Source organism: Paenibacillus hamazuiensis (assembly GCF_023276405.1).
Classification (GTDB): Bacteria; Bacillota; Bacilli; order Paenibacillales; family NBRC-103111; genus Paenibacillus_AF; species Paenibacillus_AF hamazuiensis.
In genome coordinates, this window is the sequence record NZ_JALRMO010000001.1 from 4,658,702 (window position 1) to 4,677,654 (window position 18,953).

Sequence of the window (18,953 nt, forward strand, 5' to 3'; positions counted from 1 at the left end):
TGCCAAATCGTTTAAGCCTGTCACCGCGGGGGTTACTCATACAGCCAATCGAGCGTATCGATGCCGTCGTTTTTGTGCTCGACGTTTCGCGGACGGGTTTCCTGATCGGCCGGAATGACGCCCAAAATCAGATATGCACCCTTGCCGAAATCGAGCGTATGCCGCCCTGCCCCGAACTGCAGCGCATGAACGTTAACCGAAGGGTAGGCGTATAAGCGCAGCCCTTTCCGCAAAATCGGCTCGTAGCCGCCCATGTCGTCGGCATGCGTGTTTTCTTCCAGGCTCGGCGCCTGCAGCCACTGATCGTCTTTCGAATTGAAATAGCCGATCAGCACCTTGGACGGCTGCAGCAGCTCGATATCGACGGCGATTCCGCTTAAGCCCGCCTGCATTTGGCCGAAACGGATGCCCGTCAGTCCGCTCAGCTCCTCGGCGCATCCGACGATGTGGATGTCGCCGTCCGTAAACACGCGCGCTCCCTTCTCCACGCGGAACGGTTCCACGCCCGGTGTACGCAGCGTGAACGGCGCCTCGCGGTACGCCGCGATCGGCTGCGCGGCGTTTTGCAGCGCTTCCGGCAGCACGCCGGAGCGCAGCTCTCCAAGCCGCGCCTTGAAGCAGGCGAGCTCCTTCTCGTACACCGGCAGGCAAGCGGCCCAATGCCGGTATTCAAGGCCGCCGCGAATCGGCACCTTCCGCTGCGGAGTCTGCATGCTGTTCGCGTACAAATACGTTTTTTTCGTCAAGGCGGTCAGCTCGCGGTACCAAACCAGGCTTTTTTCCAGCTGGACTGAGGCTTCCTCGAGCAAATCGAGCCGCTGGAAATAATCCCCCCGCACGGTATGCTTGTAGGTCAACACGAGCAGCGCCGCCCGCACCTTATGGCCGTACATCCGGACCATATGATGGATCGCCTGTACGTCGCCGAGCAGCCGGGTGAATTCTTCCTTGCCCCGGGTGACGTGCCCGCGCGCCCGTTCGATCGCCTGCACGGCCTCCTCCGCATGCCGCTTCGCCTCCGCGATAATCTCCGGCGGCGTTTCCCCGACATGCGGCTCGCCCTTCAGCTGGCGGACCGCATATTCCTCCAACCGCTCGCCCTGCGGCGACTGGGACTCCCACAAATCCGGCCACGGCATATGCCTTTCCGGGTTCGTCAGCTGGCTCATCGTCATCCCGAGGCTCATTGTCTGCCGGTTGCCCTCGGTGATGCCGAACCGCCGCAGCAGCTTGGGCGCGCATTGTCCGGACGCCTCGTAGGCGTCCAGTATCGCTTCCCCCGCCTCGAGGCTGCCGTACCTGCCGGCCAAAACGCAAGCCCAGTAATGCCGCTCCGCTTCCGGATCGCGGTCCGGATTCCACGCGTAGCGGAACCACGCGGCGAACCAGATCCAATCGCGGTCGAGCTGCCTGAGCCGCGGCTCGGCCGCATCGGGCGAATACGGCCAATCCCAGAAAAACAGCGGGTACAGATGGAGCCCGCTCGCCTTCAGCCGGTATTTGGCCGCCTGCATGCATTTTTGAATAAACGACGGCGCCCCGAAGCGGAAAGGCTCCAGGTTGGCGAGAATGTGCACGTTGACGATATGCACCGTCTGCAGCGAGCCGAGTCGCCGGTGGATGTCCTGCCATTTGCCGCGCGGCGTATACGTCGTCAGCGACTCGCCGTTATATTTGGCTTCCGTATACAAATTCGGATACAGCGGGAGCGCGGCTTCGATCACCTTTTGCGGCTCGATGGCGTGCGAGCGCAGGATGATCGGCGGCTTTTCCTTCACGTTCGCATCTTTCAGACCTTCCAGCAGCCCGGCGAGAATCGTTTCGTTGAACCATTCGACGCCGTAAATTTGCCCCTGCAGCGCTTCGCCCAAGCAGACCATCAGCCCGACGTTCGGGAACGACCGGACAAAAGCGGCGATCGATTTCTTATAGTAGTCGCTGGTAAGAGGCAAAGGTTTCGGCTGATGCAGCTTTAAGCCGTGCTTCTCGGCAAATGGCAGCGGGATATGAATGTTGTAAAATTTCAGCACCAGCCAAATGCCCCGCCGGTCCGCCTCCTCCGCCAGCCAGCGGAACGTATCGACGTTCAGCGCGAACTCTTTTTCCGTGACTTCCAGCGCCTCCGGATAATCGGGCAGCTTCACCAATGACGAAAACGGGTGCCCGCTCCATAAATAGACGATGTTGCAGCGCTGCTCCAGCAAAAAATCGAGAAAATCCAGCCACAGCGCGCGGTCGTAAAACCATGGAAACCGCTGCGGCGTGATCGGGTATTCGTACGTCTGCCGCGGCGGCTCCACCGTGGTTTTTTGCAGGCCGATCGCCGGCCCCCGCAGCGAAAAACGCGGCGCATCGCCGTACGCGATGTCGTCCGGCAGCCGCCCGACGGCGCGGATGCGCTGTGCCAGCTCGAGGCAGCCGTACAGCGCGCCCGAGTCGCTCCCGCCGCTGACGGCGGTCAGCCCGCCCGGGCACGAGGCGATGTAGAAGCCTTCTTTTTCCGGGGCTTCCGTATGGTATAACAAGACGTCGCGCTCCTCGAGCTGCCGCAGCAGGTCCGATTCGAGACGGCTGCCGACGTAAATTTTATCCCCAGGCGAGAGACGGTAGCTGTCCCATGTCCAGGCCGCTTCCTCCTCCAGCACGCTGTAGCCGCAGTCCTGCAGAGCCCGAATTAGCAGCCCAATTCCGTGTGCCACCCGCGGCGCGGGATGACGGTCATATCCGACAGTGACGGCGTTCATGATAAGCGATGTCCTCCATTCGTCATTACTTCAAAAAGAGTTCGATCACCGGCACCGCCACGTTCGGCTTTTTGACCGGCAGCGACAGCGTCAATGTGTGTTCGTCCCGGCCTTCGCGGAACGCTCCTTCCTCCATGCCGCTCGGCACGAAGCCTTCCTTGAAACGGATTTCCGACGCGTCGTTCAGCAGCTGAGCGTACTCCACCTTGCCCGCGAACCCGCGCAGGTGGATGTTTTTGAACGGCCAGCTGTACACGTGCAAATACATCCGGTTTTTCTCCGGATTGTAGGTCAGCCGGCAGTCCGGCGGGCATTCGAACGCCTCCGGCGCCTGCGTGCAGCCGTAGATCGAACGGCTGTGCCGCTTCATCCATTCGCCGATGCCTCGGAGCCGGTCCACGGCGCGCTCGTCGAATTCGCCGCGGCCGGTCGGGCCGACGTTCAGCAGCAAATTGCCGCCCTTGCTCACGACGTCGATCAGCATTTTGACGAGCACGTCCACGCTTTTCCACGTTTCCTCCTCGCGGTGGTAGCCCCACGAGCCGCTGAACGTATGGCACGTTTCCCAGACGACCCGTCTGCCGTTTACCTTGACCCAATCGGTCGGGATATACTGCTCGGGGGTTGTGATGTCGCCCCCGACCTGCAGCCGGTCGTTCAGCAAAATGCCCGGCTGCAAGGAGCGCACCAGCTTCACCAGCTCCTCGCTGCCCCAGTCGTCTTTGCCTTTCCCCGCAAGCCCGTTTTCCCCCGGAAACGAAAAATCGTAAAACAGCAAATCGACCTGGCCAAACTCCGTCAAAAGCTCCTTCGTCTGCCCGAACAGGTAATTGCGGTACTGCGTGAAGTCCCGGCGCGCGCTATCTTCGATGAACTGCGGGTCCAGCCGCAGCGGGTGCTTCGGGTCGACCGTATAATGCGGATGATGCCAATCGATCAGCGAATAATAAAAGCCGGTCTTCATTCCGCGCTCGCGGAACGCATCGACCATCGGCCTGAGCACGTCCCGGCCGGCCGGCGTATTCGGCGCTTTATAATCCGTAAGCTTGCTGTCCCACAGGCAAAAACCTTCATGATGCTTCGTCGTCACCACGAAATATTTCATCCCCGCATCCGCAGCGAGCTGGGCCCACAGCTGCGGATCGTACAAATCCGGGTCGAACCGTTTGAAATATTTACCGTACTGCGCCGCGGACATTTTCTCCCGCGACTGCAGCCATTCGTGTCGCGCGCCGAGCGAATACAATCCCCAATGAATGAACAAACCGAAGCGGTCGTGCGTAAACCACCCGCTGTTTCCCGCCGTTTCGGCAACATCGTAAGTTTCAAATGTCATAAGCTCTCCCCCTTGGCATACTCAGGTTCGGTAACAGTTTACAGGAATCGCCTCCGCCGTTTATAGGCCGAATTCGTCCAATTTATAGGCCGACACCTCTCACCTGAAGCGCTCTCATCCGGGCAAAAAGAAAGGCTGCACCTATACCGGGACGGCGTGCAGCCTGGAAATGCGCTATTTATTTTGCGGCAAAGCCCCCATGACCGCCTTGACCCACGTCGTCGCCATCAGCGTGTCGCCGAGCGTGTTCATATGAACGCCGTCGGTCGTCAGGTCCTGTCCGGTGTCGCAGCGGATGAAGTCGAGGAATGCCCGGTGCGTCGGCACGAGCACGGCGTCAAACTGCTCCGCCAGGCGCCGCACCGCCTCCACATACGGCTGAAGCAGCCGGTTTCCCGTCGAGTCGGGATATTCCTTGATAACCGTCGGCTCCATCAGGATCAAGCGGCAGCCGGGCAGCTCCTTCGCCTGCTCCAGCAGGCTGCGGTACACCGCCTCGTAGCGGTCCGGATACACCTGCTCGATGTCCGGAGAATCGAGCTGCCGCCACACGTCGTTGATGCCGATCGAGATCGAAATCCACTGCGGCTTATGGTCCAGCACGTCCAGGGTCCACCGCTTCTGCAGATCGGTCACGCGGTTGCCGGACACTCCTTCGTTGATGATTTTCAGCGACAGCTGCGGATATTCCGCAGTCAGATAGTCGTGCAGCATACGCACATAGCCGCTGCCCAGCTTCAGCGGGTCTTTCTTTCTCCCCTTGTCCGTAATGCTGTCGCCGATAAACACGATTTTATCCTTTGCTTGAAAAGGCATCGCAGCGCTTCCTCCCCTTTAGAATCTACTTTTGCGGCCAAGCGGTAACGAATCGTATAAGTCTTAATCGCGGCATGGCGCGTCGGTCGGCTACGGCGCATGCGGTACATGGTGCAGCGGTTTGCCACGGCTCATACGGAACTCGGTGCGGCGGTCGGTTAAGTTCATGCGGAACTCGGTGCGTCAGCCGGTTGCGGCTCATGCGGCGAATAGCGTAACGGTTGCAGATGAGCTTATAGGGGGCCAAATTGGTGATTTCAAAACGGTAACGGTTGCCACAGTGCTTATTTGTGAACTTTCATCGTTTTGAGGCAGACAAGATGAGAAATAAGCTCAGCCACAACCGTTACGATTTAAAAATGACGTTTTTACGCCAAATAAGCTCAGCTGCAACCGTTAGCCTGCCCGTATTCATGACGCACCTGCAATCCCGTCGCCATCGTATCGCCAAGCGGCCACTGACCGGGATCGATCGACTAATACCGTGTTGATGAAAACAAACCCTTTTCGTCTGCTTGGTTTTTCCACCGCACTCTTTGTTTCACCGCACTACCTTACAATGTCCGAAACCGCCGCCTCCAAGCGCCCCTTGACGAGCCGGTACAGAGCGTCCAACTGGTTCACCTCGAGCCGGTGATTTTCCGCAAACGCGCCGGCATCCTTCGAACGGCAGCGAATCGACAGCGGCAGCCCCAGGCTTTGCAAATGGTATTTCGCATTGACCGGGTACATTTGAAGCTCGATCAGCGACGCCGCCCCGACAAACGCCTGAATCGTTTCCGCGGCCTCGAGCTCCTCCCTCCACCGCTCCGTAAGCCGCACGTAAAGATCGGGGTGAAAATTCGCCATCACGCCGCTGAAGCCGGCTGCGCCGAGCCTTAGCGATTCCAGCAGCGTAGCGGAATTCGCATTGAAAATTTTCAGCGGGCTTCCCTTCACCGCATCGAGCCTTTCGGCGATTTTGCTCAGATCGCAGCACGTATCCTTGAGGAACCAAAACCGGCCCGTGTCCGCGCACCAGCTCAGCATCCGCGGCGTCATCAGCCGTTTGTACGGATAAGGGCATTCGTAAATGCCGAACGGCACGTCCGGCACCGCTTCAATGAGCTGCTGTGCGCGGCTCAGCCATATCTCGTCCGATTCATCGGGGCCGGCCAGCCGGTTGCTGACGATGACGACCGCTTCCACTCCGGTCGCCGCCATCCGCCGAAGCTCCTCGGCCTGCTGTTCGAAGCCGTCGGAAATATGCCCCGAGGCTATGACCGGGACGCGGCCGGCCGCTTTTTCCACGACGAACCGCGCGATGCTCTCCCTTTCCTTCAAACTTAAGAAGAACATTTCGCTCGACTGGCATACCGCAAACAAGCCGTGAACGCCTTCGGCTATGTACCAATCGACAAGCCGTCCGAGCGCTTCGTAATCGACCTCCCCGCCGTCCGTAAAAGGGGTGATCATCGTGGGCCAAACCCCATTCGGTATATTCATATCGGCCGCAATTCGCTCCGCCTCCTTTTTCCCGCCAAAATCCTCCGGTTTTCCCTCATCCTACGTCCGCATGCAAACGGTGTCAATGCATCCCGGGGCTGACGATACGATCGGCCTATATATCGGATTCGATTACCCCCAATTCGCGAAAATGTAAGATTGTACTCTAGGAACAAATCCACCAAAAAAGCAAAGGAGCCAGCGATAATGAATATCGAGCCGTATCTGACCCCCTATAAATGGGGCAAGCCGGTTCTTGTCGGATCGGGCATTCCGGGCCGTTTTGACGAGCGGGCGGTCGACTGCCCGTTCGTTTTTCAGCATAAAGGGAAATTTTACATGATGTACGTCGGATTTGACGGTACCGGCTACCAGACCGCGTTGGCCGTAAGCGACGATTTGCTTCACTTTGAGCATCTGAGCGTCATTTTGCGGCGCGACGAAGGCTCCGACTGGGATGCGAAAAACATCGCGGGCACATGGATTCTGAAGGAAAACCGGATCGACGCTGCGCCGGTGCTGAAGAAATGGAACGATAAATATTGGCTCGTCTACCACGCTTACCCCGAGTTCGGATACGAGAAAGGCTCGGCGAAAATCGGACTCGCCTGGTGCGAAGACGAGAATTTGCTCACCTGGCACAGGCTTGCGGAGCCGATCCTCGTTCCGGAGGACGGAGCCGACTGGGAGCAGGGCGGATTGTACAAGGAATGCCTGATCGAGCATGAAGGTACCTTTTATTTGTTTTACAACGCGAAAAACACGAATACCGGCCGATGGATCGAACAGACCGGCGTCGCTTTTTCCAAAGATCTGACGAACTGGCGGCGGTATGAAAACAACCCCGTGCTGCGTGTCACGCCGGACGCCTGGGACTCCGGCTTCGTCAGCGATCCGTGCGTGCTGCGGGACAAAGACGGGTGGGTCATGTACTTCTTCGGCTACAACTACAAGCAGGCGCAGGAGGGTATCGCCATTTCGCGGGACCTGCTGCATTGGGAGAAATACCCGGAGCCGATCATCCGCGTCGGCGAAGAAGGCAGCGTCGATGAGATTTTCGCCCATAAGCCGTCCGTCATTACACATAACGGCGTGCTTTATCACTTCTACTGCGCCTCCCGCAAATACAAGGAAGGCGATCCGACGAAAAACTGGGGCAAGGAGTTCCGCACGATCACCGTAGCTGCCTCCCGTCCGTTGCCATAAGGGGGATTCGAACCAATGTATATCGATGAAATGTTTGTGGAAAGCAAAACATGCCCGCTCGGGGTCGACGTCCTGCAGCCGGCGTTCTCCTGGAGCTTCCGGCCCTCTCCGGAGCGCGGTCAGATGCAATCGGCTTACCGCATTATCGTGTCGGAAAGCGAAGAAAACGCGCGGCGCGGAATCGGCGACATTTGGGACAGCGGCACGCGGGCAAGCCGGAGGAACGTGCACGTTTTGTACGAAGGGCCGCCGCTGCGTTCGCGCGTGCGCTATTATTGGAGCGTCCGGCTGTGGGACCGGCACGGCCGGATGACGGAAAGCCCCACCGCCTGGTGGGAAATGGGGCTGCTGCACGAAAGCGACTGGTCCGCCCGCTGGATCGGCGAGCCAGCCGGGTTGTCCGCCCCGGACGAGGTGCACGAGCCCGGCAAAGCGCCAGGCGAGCGGCCTCCGCTGCCTCTGTTCCGGCGCGATTTTACGCTGGATAAGCCGGTGGCACAGGCCCGCGCTTACATTTGCGGGCTTGGACACTTCGAGCTGCGCCTGAACGGCAGCAAGGTCGGCGACAGCGTGCTTGAGCCCGGATGGACCGACTACAACAAAACATGCCTGTACTGCGTGTACGACGTCACCGAATATTTGACGCAAGGCGCCAATGCGGTCGGCATCATGCTCGGAAACGGATTTTTTCATGTTCCAGGCGGCCGCTACGCGAAATTCAAAGGCTCGTTCGGCACGCCGCGGTGCCTCATTCAGCTTGAAATCGCTTATACCGACGGCACCCGCCTCACGATCGCCAGCGATCGAGGCTGGATGACCGCTTCCGGGCCGATCACCTTCTCCTGCGTCTACGGAGGCGAAGACTTCGACGCGCGCCGCGAGCAGGCCGGCTGGGACCGGCCCGGCTTTGGCGTAAACGGCGCCTGGAGGAGCGCCGCCGAGGTCGTTCCCCCCGCCGGGAAGCTGAAAGCGCAGGCGACCGATCCGCTGAAGGTGATGAAACGGTTCCGGCCGGTGAGCATATCGCAGCCTGCTCCCGGCGTATATGTAGCCGATTTCGGACAAAATTTCTCGGGCTGGGCGGAAATTACCGTAACCGGCCCGGCAGGCGCGCAGGTGGTCCTAACCCCCGCCGAGCTGCTCAAGGATGATGGAACGGCGAACCAGAAATGGACCGGTTCCCCCTGCCGCTTCATCTACACCTTAAGCGGAAGCGGAACGGAAGAGCGCTGGTCTCCACGCTTCAGCTACTACGGCTTTCGCTATGTGCAAATTCAGGGCGCCGTTCCCGCCGGCTGGACCAGCGAGGATAGCGGCGCAGTCGGAGCCGATGGATGGGCCAGTGAGGATAGCAGTGCAGCCGGAGCCGATGGAGTTGTCGGCGTTGTCGATGTGGTCCCTGCCGAGGCTGCGCGCAGTGCCGCCGGCGATACTTCCGCTTCCGCCGATTCAAGCGGCGCCGTTCTGCTGCGCATCGAAGGCCGGATGATTTATCCCGATGCGCCGGCGGCAGGCAGCTTCGAGAGCTCGGACGCGATGCTGAACCGGACGCACGAGATCATCAACTGGGCGATGCTGAGCAATATGAAAAGCATATTTACCGACTGCCCGCACCGGGAAAAGCTCGGGTGGCTGGAGCAGGTCCATCTGATGGGCCCGGCCGTCGCTTACAATTACGGAATCGAACCGCTGCTGACGAAAACGATGGAGGATATCCGCGATGCCCAGCTGCCCGGCGGGATGGTGCCCACTACCGCTCCCGAATATGTGAAGTTTGCAGACGAGTGGCGCATGTTCCGCGATTCCGTTTCTTGGGGCGCCGCCTATGTGCTGACAGGCTGGCATATGTTTTCCCGCTACGGCAACATCCGGATTTTGTCCGAGCATTATGAAGGCATGAAGGCGTATATCGATTATGTGACCGCGCAATCGGACGGTTTGATCGTCCGCCAAGGGCTTGGGGATTGGTACGACGCCGGCCCGGAAACGCCCGGATTCGCCCAGAACACACCCGTATCCCATACGGAAACGGCAATGTTTTTCCATATGGTCGACGTATTTGCGCAAATCACGGAGCTGCTCGGACGTCATGAGGATGCCAAGCGGTACACCGATTTGCGGGAACGCGTCAAATCGGCGTTCGCCGCCGCTTTTTTCGACCGGGAATCGGCCAAATACGCCACCGGCAGCCAATCTTCCCAGGCGATGCCGCTTGTGCTTGGGCTTGCGGATGAGCCTCACCGGGAAGCGGTGCTTTCCCGGCTGCTGAAGGACATTCGCCAGCGGGGATACCATACGACGGCCGGAGATGTCGGGCACCGCTACGTGCTGCTGGCGCTCGCGACGAATAACCGTTCGGACGTCATTTACGAGATGAGCCGGCAAACCGATCATCCGAGCTACGGCTACCAGATCGTTCACGGCGCAACAACGCTGACGGAAGCATGGGATGGCCCGACCGTCGGCAAATCGCAAAACCATTTTATGCTCGGCCATTTGGAGGAGTGGCTGTATGTTTATCTTGCCGGCATCGATTACCGGTTCGATCCCGTTTCCGAAACGTATCAATTGGTCATCCGACCGGCCTTCTTGAACAGTATGGAAGAGGTCAAAGCCGAGCACCGGCTCCCCTCAGGCCGGGTTCGCGTCGCTTGGCGTCGCACAGACCGAAAGCACCTGTCAATCAGCGTGGACATCCCTGCCAATTGTACGGCCGATGTGTACTTTCCTGTCGAAGCGTTCGATCAGGAGGCGGATCGGACTGACGTCGACTTCAACATATTCGTCGAAGAAAACGGCGTCCCCTATGCGGAGGCGCCGGGCATCGAATCCGCCTGCATCGCGGAAGGCGAGCTGGCGATCCGCGTCGGTTCGGGGCAATACCGGTTTGCGGTAAAGGAACACGGCGAAGCGGAGCAAAATAGCCTCCCGGCAACCGGGCGATAGACGATACATTTGTATCACCGTCCTGCTGCGGCACGCAAAGCACGCTTCGCGATAAATCGTCTGTCCGCCAAAAACGCGATAAGACCAGCCCCCACCAAGGTCAGAAGCAGCGTGCCATAGGTTTCGTACGGGAACGGCTTGCCTTCGAGATAGATATCGTCAGCCCTGTATTCGAGCCGCTTTACGGCATGCTTGGCGGTCAGAAGATCTTCCTGCTTCGCCAAATCTTCGAGCTGAACCTCGAACAAAAACCGGTTCGGGCTGTCGGCGTGCACGAACTGAAGCGCAATGCGATTCGCTTTTTCGTTCCAGCTTGCGATCTCTTCCGCAGCCAGCGTCTTGGCCTTGATGCCCGGCACGATCATTTTGTCTACCGCCGGCATCTCGGCCAGCGTATACCGGGAAAGCACGTTCAGGCCGTGCCGCGTTACGACGGGCTGATCCGAGCCCGCTACGGAAAGAACCCGCGTCGTGCCGGTATCGGAATAAATATCGAAAACGGAGGCGAGGGCCATTTCCTCCAAGCCGTTGTAGAGCAGCACGCCGGCCTTTGTTTTATTCCATTGAAAAGCGTTGTTCAAAACATAGGTCGCAAAACGGTAATCCATATAAAACGGTTCTACGGTCGGATTTTTCAGGAAATGGTAGGAAGGGTAATTCATTTCCTGCGCCACCTTTGCCGCCGCCGGCTCGCCCAGCTTTTGCGAAATGACATAAAGAACGGCGTCGATTCCCGAAGAAATGCCGGCCGAAGTAATGATTTTATCGGCATTCGTCACATAACGCTTGTCTCTTTGCCAGTTCACTTCCGGATATTTCTTGGGAAGGATCCACATCGTTTGCCAGTGAGACGCCGCGAGCTTGCCGTTTAACAACCCGGTCGCGGCCAAATTGTCCGCTCCTGAGCAAATGCTCAGCAGTGTCGTTTCCTTGTGCGTAATGATCCACTCACGGAGAGGCTCGTACTTCTTCGGATCGTTTACGGTCATGAACGGAATGACAATAATGTCGGCGCTTTTGCCCAGCAGATCATCCAGCTCCTGAACCGAGTAATGCGGTACGACGTCCAAGCCGCCGGAAAGCGACTTCACCCGGTTATCCGCGGCAACGGCATACACATTATAAGCGCCGGTCATCGAAAACAATTGGTACGGAATCGTAAAATCAAGTCCTTCCGTAATTTCATTTCCGAGCAAAACGGCAACGGTCGGTTTTGCCGGATCGTATTTCGGTTTCTGCACGTTTTGCAGGGAAGGAACGGGCTCCTCACGAAGCGCCAGCCAGAAAGCTTTTTGCGAACCGAAATAGCCGAAAGCGGCAACCCCAGCCACAATTAAGGCGGTCACGGTAATATAAACGACGATTCGGGATAGTATCCTTTTCAACTGCAATCATCTCCTTTAAGGTACTTTTATGACATAAGCGACGGTAAACACTTGCCGAGCCCTTTGAAACTGGCCCCAAATCTTATAGGTTCCGCTTTGCGGGAACGCCGTCTCAAACACAGCCTCCGGCCCCGCCGTTTGACCTTCTTCCGCATGAACGTGCAAATACCGCTCTCCATCCTCCGACAAAATGACGACGTGCCCGATCGCCCCGAGATACGGCTCCAAGTCGGAAATCGGCTCTCCGGTCCGTTCATCGGAGAACGAAAACACCAGCTTCGACTCCGTCTTCGCTTCGAGCCGGTCTATGGATAAAGCAACCCGTTTCCCTTCCGCGACTTGGACCAGCTCTTTGTCCGGCACAACCGGTGCCGGCTTGGTTTGTTCCCCTCCGATTCGCGTCCAGGTCATCTTGGTCATCGAATCGCCGCCGGACGGCTGGAAATCGGCAATCAGCCGATACTCGCCGCCCGCGGGGAACACATTCCCGATCTCGAATGTTCCATCCCCCTTATAGCTCGGATGAACGTGATTGAAATAAGATAAATCCTTGCTGATGACGATCAGATGGAGCAGCTTCTCATGGTTCGTTTCGAATTGTTCGATTGCAGCCCCGTCGTTTTTCGCAATTTGCAGCTGAATTCGCGTCTCCTTGCCGGCGGCGGGAAGCTCCCCGCCGTTCAAAGTCCATTTCGCCTGCACATTCTCCGAAGACAACTTGGGAGCGGCTTCGGTCACTTTACCGCTCTCCCAGGAAGGTTCCGCTCCGCACGCCGATACCAGCACGCAGAGCAGCAGTCCGAACAAAATGACGATATATTTTTTACTCATAACGAAGCGCCTCGCTTAAATTGGTTTTGGCGGCTCTCGACGCCGGCGTGAAACTGGAGAGCAGACTGACGATCATCCCGAACGATCCGACGGCGGCAAGGATGATTCCGGAAACGCCGAACCGGTAGGTTAACGAATGGATTTCAAGAAATGTCGACGTCACGTAGATAAGCAGCATTCCGAAGGCACATCCGATCGCGGTTGCGGCAAGCCCGATGCCGAAACCTTCGAGTACGACGATGCGAACGATCTGGCCGCGCGTAACGCCTACCGCACGCATCATGGCAAGCTCCCGAATCCGCTCCATAATGCTCATCATCAGCGTATTCGTAATCCCGATCCCCGAGATGACGATAGACAGGACGATCAAAAAATTGATGACGCTGAAGGATCCGGTCAGCGTAGAACCGACGACCGATGCAATATCTTCGGGGCCGAACATTTTCTCAATGCGGATGCCGAATTCGTTATAAATATTTTCCCTTATTTGCAGCGGAGACGCGTTTTCTTTCCTAAGCACGAGAGCATTTCTTTCGAATTTGAGTCCGAAGTGTTCTCTAAAGCCGTTTTCGTTCATAAACGCCCCGTAGCCGCTATTTTTCATCGTATCGACGACACCGGCTACTTTGAAGGATTGAACGCCTTGCAGCGTTTCCAGCGAAATGCTCTCTCCTACGCTGCCACCCCATGCTCCGTAAGCTAATCTGTCCAGGAGGATCTCATTATTCCCCAATGCCCGGATCAAAGCGCTGTGCGAAGTGCCTTGGACCGCAAATAACGGGAACCGGTCGATCCAATCCGCGCCGACGCCGTATACCGGAAGCTTGCGTTTTTGACCCTGCAAATTCCAGACGGCGGACTGCAGCGGATAAGTTTGCGCGTCCGCTACGCCGTCAATGGCCCGCAGCTTCTCCAAATCCGTCTTTTCCGTATGATGAAACATCACATCCAGATTTCCGCCGTAAGAAGAATAAATGGCCCTTTCGTAGGTTTGCACCACAGCGGAATTCAGGGAGCTCATCAGAAGAATCATCGCTATGCCCAGACAAAGAATAACGGAGGTCATGGATGAACGATTCATATTCCGCGTTAGATTGCGTGCGGAGACCTGCCCGTTAAAACCGGCCAGCCGGGTATACAGCGGCTTCAGCAGCAAAACGAACATCTTGAACAGGTAAGGAAATACGAGGGCGAAGCCAGCCAGCATCGGCAAAATCATAAGCAAATGTTTGATTTGAAAAGCCGCCGCAATCAGCAGCAACCCGATTACACCCGGCCAGTAACGGAACGGAGCCGGCTCCGCGCGGTTCTCCTTCAGCACGGCAATGACGCTGACCTGCCCGGCCTTGCGCATCGGGTATAAGGAAACCGCCACCGGTATCGCCACGCCCGCAAGTACGGAAACGGCGAGCCCTTTAACAAGCACCATGCCGCCCGCATCATGGACGCTGAACAGTGCAAAGATGACGGACTTCAGAAGAAGGGCGAGGCCATACCCGATGAGCAGCCCTGCCGCCGTTCCCACGAATGACAGCAGCAGTACCTCGAACAAAACAAATGCGCGCAGCTGCTCCGGCGTATAGCCGATCGTCTTCAGCACGGCGAACTCTTTCTTTCGCTCATGCACCGTCGTGTACAGGGAATTAAAAATAACAAACGCACTCAATGCGATGCCGAGGAAACCGGCGATGTACAACGCGAAGAAAAACGTGTCCGCGTCTCTAAACTGCGAATCGAAATCAAGAATGACAGGCTGCATGTAGATATTGCCGTATCGTCTTGCCAGCCCGTCCGCCTGCTGCGCCGCCGCTGCGGCGTCAAGGCCGGGCAGCGCCTTGATCTGCACGCTTTCGATTTTGCCGGACAATCCGAACCAATTCTGGACAACCGTTAACGGAACGGCAACCGCCCATGGATGGTATTTGGCCATCCCCCAACTAGAGGGTCCCATTAGTTCGGCCGTATACTTGACGATGGCCGTTACTTCGATCGTCTTCACGCCGTTGTCGGTATCGAACGCGATCGTCCCGCCTATATCGGCCTTCCACACCTTGGCGGTTCGGTCGGTAATGACCGCTCCCCCCGCATTTAAATCGCCCTTGATCAGATCGAACTGGGTGAGTGCCGTATCCAGGCGGCTGTATCCTTTCAGCTCGACCCTCTTTTGAATCGCCGTCAAACCATCCTGCTCCAAATGCAGCTTCGCATTTTGTTTCAGCGCGGCAACGGATACCGAATTCGGCAGCTTCTGCGCTTCTCCGTACACCTCTTCCGGGAAGTATGCCTCGGTTCCGTTGAGCGTATAATCCGCCTTGCCGAAGGCCGCTTTCAAATAAAGCGGGAAAGCTTTCTTCGCGGAATCGACGGAAGCGATAACCCCGAAGGTGGAAGCTACGCCGATCACGATCGACATCACGGTCAGCAGCGTCCGCAGCTTTCGGCGCATCAGATTGCGCCATGCAATTTGCCAGCTGTTCAATGGAGTTCCACTCCTTTCGCTGCCGAATCAACCACAGCTCCGTCCCTAAGTACGATAATGCGATCCGCCGTTTCTGCGGCGTGCCGGTCGTGGGTGACCATCACCACGGTCATGTGGTCTTCCTTGTTCAAACGGGATAACAAGTGGAGAATGTCCTGACCGTTTTTTCGGTCCAAATTTCCCGTAGGTTCGTCGGCCAGAATCAGCCCCGGCTTCATCGCCAGCGCTCTGGCGATAGCCACGCGCTGCTGCTGTCCGCCGCTAAGCTGAGACGGAAAATTCGCTGCCTTCCCTTCCAGATTGACCTGTCGGAGCAGCTGCTCCACGGTCGAATCGATCTGTGCTTTCGGCGTTTTGCCGGCCGCCAGGGAAAGAGCGACATTTTCCGCAACCGTCATCATCGGAAGCAGCTGGTAGTTTTGGAACACGAAACCGACCATCGTACGGCGAAACAATGTCCGTTCCTTCTCGCTTAATTCGTCCAAGCGAATGCCGCCGACGGTAATGCTTCCGGCGGTCGGCAGGTCGAGGCCCCCGATCAACTGCAGCAAGGTGCTTTTCCCCGAGCCGCTTGGCCCCATGATGGCGATAAATTCGCCTTTCCGAATATGAAGATCGGTCTCCTGCAGCGCGGTGTAGCTGCCCGCTTCCAAAGCGAATATTTTGGTTACTTTTTCAAGCTTGATCATGATTGATAGCCCTCCCGGTCATCCGATGTTTTCTGCGACTTCTCTGTCATGAAATCATCATAAACCGCGAGGCGGCAGCCGAACGCGCAAACGATGCATCCCCGTCCGCAAATATTTGCGCCTTTCGCGCAAAAAAAGAAGACCGGCCGCCGCGACCAGTCTTTCGTTTAATATAGATCCTCTGCGGGAAGAATTCCCAAGCTTTTCGCTTTCTTGATAACCTCCACTCTGGAGCCGACGTTCAGCTTCTGAAATAACCCCGTCAAGCTGTACTCAAGCGATCGCTGGCTGATCATCAACGTTTTCGCGATCTCCTTGTTGCTCTTGCTTTTGGCCAGCTCCCGGAGCAGCTTCTCCTCCTCCTGCGTGATCGTCGTTTCCTCGCTCCCCGTCTCGCTCTGCACGACTATCTCCTGACGTCTGAGCTGCCTGAGAAGCCGGACCGGCACGACCGCCTCGTTCCTCGCGGCGCAGCGGATCGCCTGGATCAGCTGCTCCCGGGTCGACGTTTTGGAAATGAAGCCGGACACGCCCGACTCCATCAGCAGGTTGAAATGCGGCGCAATTTCGAAGCCGGAATAAATAAGAATCATGGCGTCCGGAACGTACTCCAAAATTTTACGCGCCAAATCGGCGCCGTTCATATTCGGCATATACAAATCGAACAGCATGACGTCGAACTTCTTCAGCCGAACCAGGTCGGGCACTTTATACACATCGGTTTCGATAGTGACCTTCATGCCCGGCTCGGATTCGATCAGCATTTTCGTACCTTCCACCACCGAACGGTGATCGTCAACCAATAAGATGTCCATCTCGCTCACCTTTCCCTACATTTTTGGAAGCCGAATCGTGACGTGAAACCCTTGCTGCGGAGCCGACCAAATCTCGACGGTCCCTTCCAGACTCTGCACCCTTTTTTCGATGCCGGCGATGCCCATATGCTGAAACGAACCTTCAAATGCGGACAAATCCATCCCCACACCGTTATCGGAATACGAAAAATGGATTTGCTCCCCGCTGCCGTTCAGCGACATCGTCACTTTATCCGCTTTGGAATGTTTGGACGCATTGTTAAGCAGCTCTTGAACGACACGGTACATGCCGATCGTCTGTTCTTCACCGAGCATAATCCCGGACGGTTCGGATCGGAATTCGATTTCATAATGAGCAAACATCCTCGTATATTCAAAAAGACTTTTCAACGACTCGGCTAGCCCAAGCTTGAGCAGAAACGGGGGCCGCAGCTCGTTGCAGGTAATTCGGATCTGATGAATCGCGTCCAGGAGGCCTTCTTCGATCTGCTTCAGCTCCTGCTGCGTGCTGTGCTCGAAGGTTCCTGCGGAACGCAGCGACTCCAGCTTGCGGTACCAAATAATCAGGTCCTGCAGCACGGAATCGTGCAAATCGCCGGACAGCGAAGCTCTTTCTTTTTCCGACAGCTTAAATAGAAGTCTCAGCATCCATTTCGGCTTATCGCCTGCGGCGGCCAAGCTTTCAATCCGGCTCATCAAGTCTTCGATTAAGTTAAGGTTGTCATAGAGCAGCGTGACATAACGGACGACCGTCTCCAGCCATTCCCGCTCTATCCTGATCAGCTCATGCCCCATGGCAATGCGCAAATAGACCGGCTCCCGCTTCTCTCCGATCGGAATCCACATGTCCTGCGAGTCCATTAGCGCGGCTTCCTGCCCCCGCGGCACTTCTTCGACAGACACGCTATCCACCTGCAGCACCGCTCTAACCTCTTCGGTAAGCCGCTGCTCCAGCTCCGACACCTTCATCACTGCGGAAAGATCGTGTGACAGCGAGCTCAGGCTTTGCTGCAAAAACTTGTACCGTTCCTCGCTTCGGATCAGCTCCCGTTCTTCGATTTTCCGCTTCGTGATATCCTTTACGATCCCGTGAATGCCGTGCAGGCTGCCGGAAAGGAAAATCGGCACGAACGTGATGCTGACGATTTTGTCCTCCTGTCCGGAACGGACGAGGCGGCACTCGGTATGCGTCGGCTTCCCCTGCTGCATGACCTTAAGCAGCGACTCGAATACGACCGGATGATCCTCATCATGGATCACCCCCAAAAAGCAGTGCCCCTTCAGTCGTTCCAGCTTCATGCCTGTAATGAATTCGAATGCGGGATTGGCATTGACAAAATAAAAGCCGTTCAGCTCGATGGAAAAAACGCCGTCCAGGTTATGTTCGAAGAGCGATTTGTACCTTTGCTCGCTCTCCTCCAGAGCCAGTTCGGAGCGGACTTTGTCCGTTATGTCCATGATGAGCCCGTCGAGGCGTTCGACCTCTCCTTTATGGTTCAGCCACGGATGGACGATGAGCCTCCCCCACCGCTCCTCCCCTTCCACATGAATGAACCGGATCGCCCTGCGTACGGGCAAGCCTTGATCGAGCCTCAGCCTCACTTCACCCATTAGCGCCTCGTTATCCTCGGGATGGATATGATCGTGCAGGCGAATCGGCGAAGAGATGAATTCATCCCTGGGGATGCCGGAAATGTTCGCCATGCTTCTGGAGCAAAACGTATAGCGGGTAAAGTCTTTATCGGTCGACCAAACGGCGGCGTTGACGTTGTCCAGGATGTTCTCGAGCAGCTCCTCAGCCTTTTTCCGCTCTGTAACATCTCTGGCCACCGCTACGACGTATTTGACCTCCCCCATATCGTTTAGTACCGGCTTGACCCGGGCCTCAATATGCATCACACGGCCGTCGGCATGCACGATCCTGTATTCCAGATCCGCCCTCTTCCTATGCCGCACCGCTTCCGCATGAATTTCCCGTACGCGGTCGCGGTCCTCCGGATGAATGATATCAAAAGCATCCATCCCCTCGTATTCGTCCTCGCTGTAGCCGGACAGCATTTTGATGGAGGGAGAAACGTATTCGACGACAGCTTCGCGATTTACCAAAACGATCGTATCCAACGTATTCTCGGCGATAATCCGGAATCGTTCCTCCCGCTCCCGAATTTCATCTATATTGTTCATCATGGCAAGTTCTCCTTATGAGCAGTTAGGCAGCGTC

At 57.0% G+C, this 18,953-nt stretch carries 12 protein-coding genes; 2 read left to right on the forward strand and 10 right to left on the reverse strand.

What is annotated here, in order from left to right; genetic code table 11:
- Positions 1 to 32 precede the first annotated feature (32 nt).
- From MYS68_RS20100 to MYS68_RS20115, 4 genes are all read right to left on the reverse strand, one after another.
- Entirely contained in the window at positions 33 to 2,744 is a 2,712-nt protein-coding gene (locus MYS68_RS20100) for a hypothetical protein (protein WP_248927560.1), read from the reverse strand.
- 25 nt (positions 2,745 to 2,769) lie between these two features.
- The gene (locus MYS68_RS20105; RefSeq protein WP_248927561.1) at positions 2,770 to 4,080 is read right to left on the reverse strand and encodes an alpha-L-fucosidase; all 1,311 of its coding nucleotides are present in this window, start codon (positions 4,078 to 4,080) and stop codon (positions 2,770 to 2,772) included.
- 174 nt (positions 4,081 to 4,254) lie between these two features.
- Positions 4,255 to 4,896, reverse strand: coding sequence for an SGNH/GDSL hydrolase family protein (locus MYS68_RS20110; protein WP_248927562.1), 642 nt, complete (start codon positions 4,894 to 4,896; stop codon positions 4,255 to 4,257).
- Between the two features lie 549 nt (positions 4,897 to 5,445).
- Positions 5,446 to 6,381, reverse strand: a complete 936-nt coding sequence (locus tag MYS68_RS20115) for a dihydrodipicolinate synthase family protein (RefSeq protein WP_275983497.1) — start codon at positions 6,379 to 6,381, stop codon at positions 5,446 to 5,448.
- 207 nt (positions 6,382 to 6,588) lie between these two features.
- Between MYS68_RS20115 and MYS68_RS20120 the strand changes: the two genes are divergently transcribed.
- Positions 6,589 to 7,587 carry a family 43 glycosylhydrolase gene (locus tag MYS68_RS20120; protein ID WP_248927564.1) on the forward strand — a complete coding sequence of 333 codons (999 nt, stop codon included), beginning with the start codon at positions 6,589 to 6,591 and terminating at the stop codon, positions 7,585 to 7,587.
- 15 nt (positions 7,588 to 7,602) lie between these two features.
- A complete protein-coding gene (locus tag MYS68_RS20125; RefSeq protein WP_248927565.1) occupies positions 7,603 to 10,533 on the forward strand; it encodes an alpha-L-rhamnosidase in 2,931 nt (976 codons plus the stop codon).
- 14 nt (positions 10,534 to 10,547) lie between these two features.
- Here the strand turns inward: MYS68_RS20125 and MYS68_RS20130 are convergent, their stop codons facing one another.
- The 6 genes from MYS68_RS20130 to MYS68_RS20155 form a co-directional block, all read right to left on the reverse strand.
- Positions 10,548 to 11,918, reverse strand: a complete 1,371-nt coding sequence (locus tag MYS68_RS20130; RefSeq protein ID WP_248927566.1) for a DJ-1/PfpI family protein — start codon at positions 11,916 to 11,918, stop codon at positions 10,548 to 10,550.
- 15 nt (positions 11,919 to 11,933) lie between these two features.
- The gene (locus tag MYS68_RS20135; protein ID WP_248927567.1) at positions 11,934 to 12,749 is read right to left on the reverse strand and encodes a hypothetical protein; all 816 of its coding nucleotides are present in this window, start codon (positions 12,747 to 12,749) and stop codon (positions 11,934 to 11,936) included.
- Positions 12,742 to 15,228, reverse strand: coding sequence for an FtsX-like permease family protein (locus MYS68_RS20140; RefSeq protein ID WP_248927568.1), 2,487 nt, complete (start codon positions 15,226 to 15,228; stop codon positions 12,742 to 12,744). The genes MYS68_RS20135 and MYS68_RS20140 overlap by 8 nt, the downstream gene beginning before the upstream one ends.
- The gene (locus MYS68_RS20145) at positions 15,225 to 15,917 is read right to left on the reverse strand and encodes an ABC transporter ATP-binding protein (protein WP_248927569.1); all 693 of its coding nucleotides are present in this window, start codon (positions 15,915 to 15,917) and stop codon (positions 15,225 to 15,227) included. Before MYS68_RS20145 ends, MYS68_RS20140 begins: the two co-directional genes overlap by 4 nt.
- A gap of 167 nt (positions 15,918 to 16,084) precedes the next feature.
- Positions 16,085 to 16,732: a response regulator transcription factor gene (locus MYS68_RS20150; RefSeq protein WP_248927570.1), complete on the reverse strand. Its 648-nt coding sequence runs from the start codon at positions 16,730 to 16,732 to the stop codon at positions 16,085 to 16,087.
- Positions 16,733 to 16,747: 15 nt separating this feature from the next.
- Positions 16,748 to 18,919 (reverse strand): sensor histidine kinase, encoded by a 2,172-nt coding sequence (locus tag MYS68_RS20155; protein WP_248927571.1) that lies wholly within the window; start codon positions 18,917 to 18,919, stop codon positions 16,748 to 16,750.
- Positions 18,920 to 18,953 lie beyond the last annotated feature (34 nt).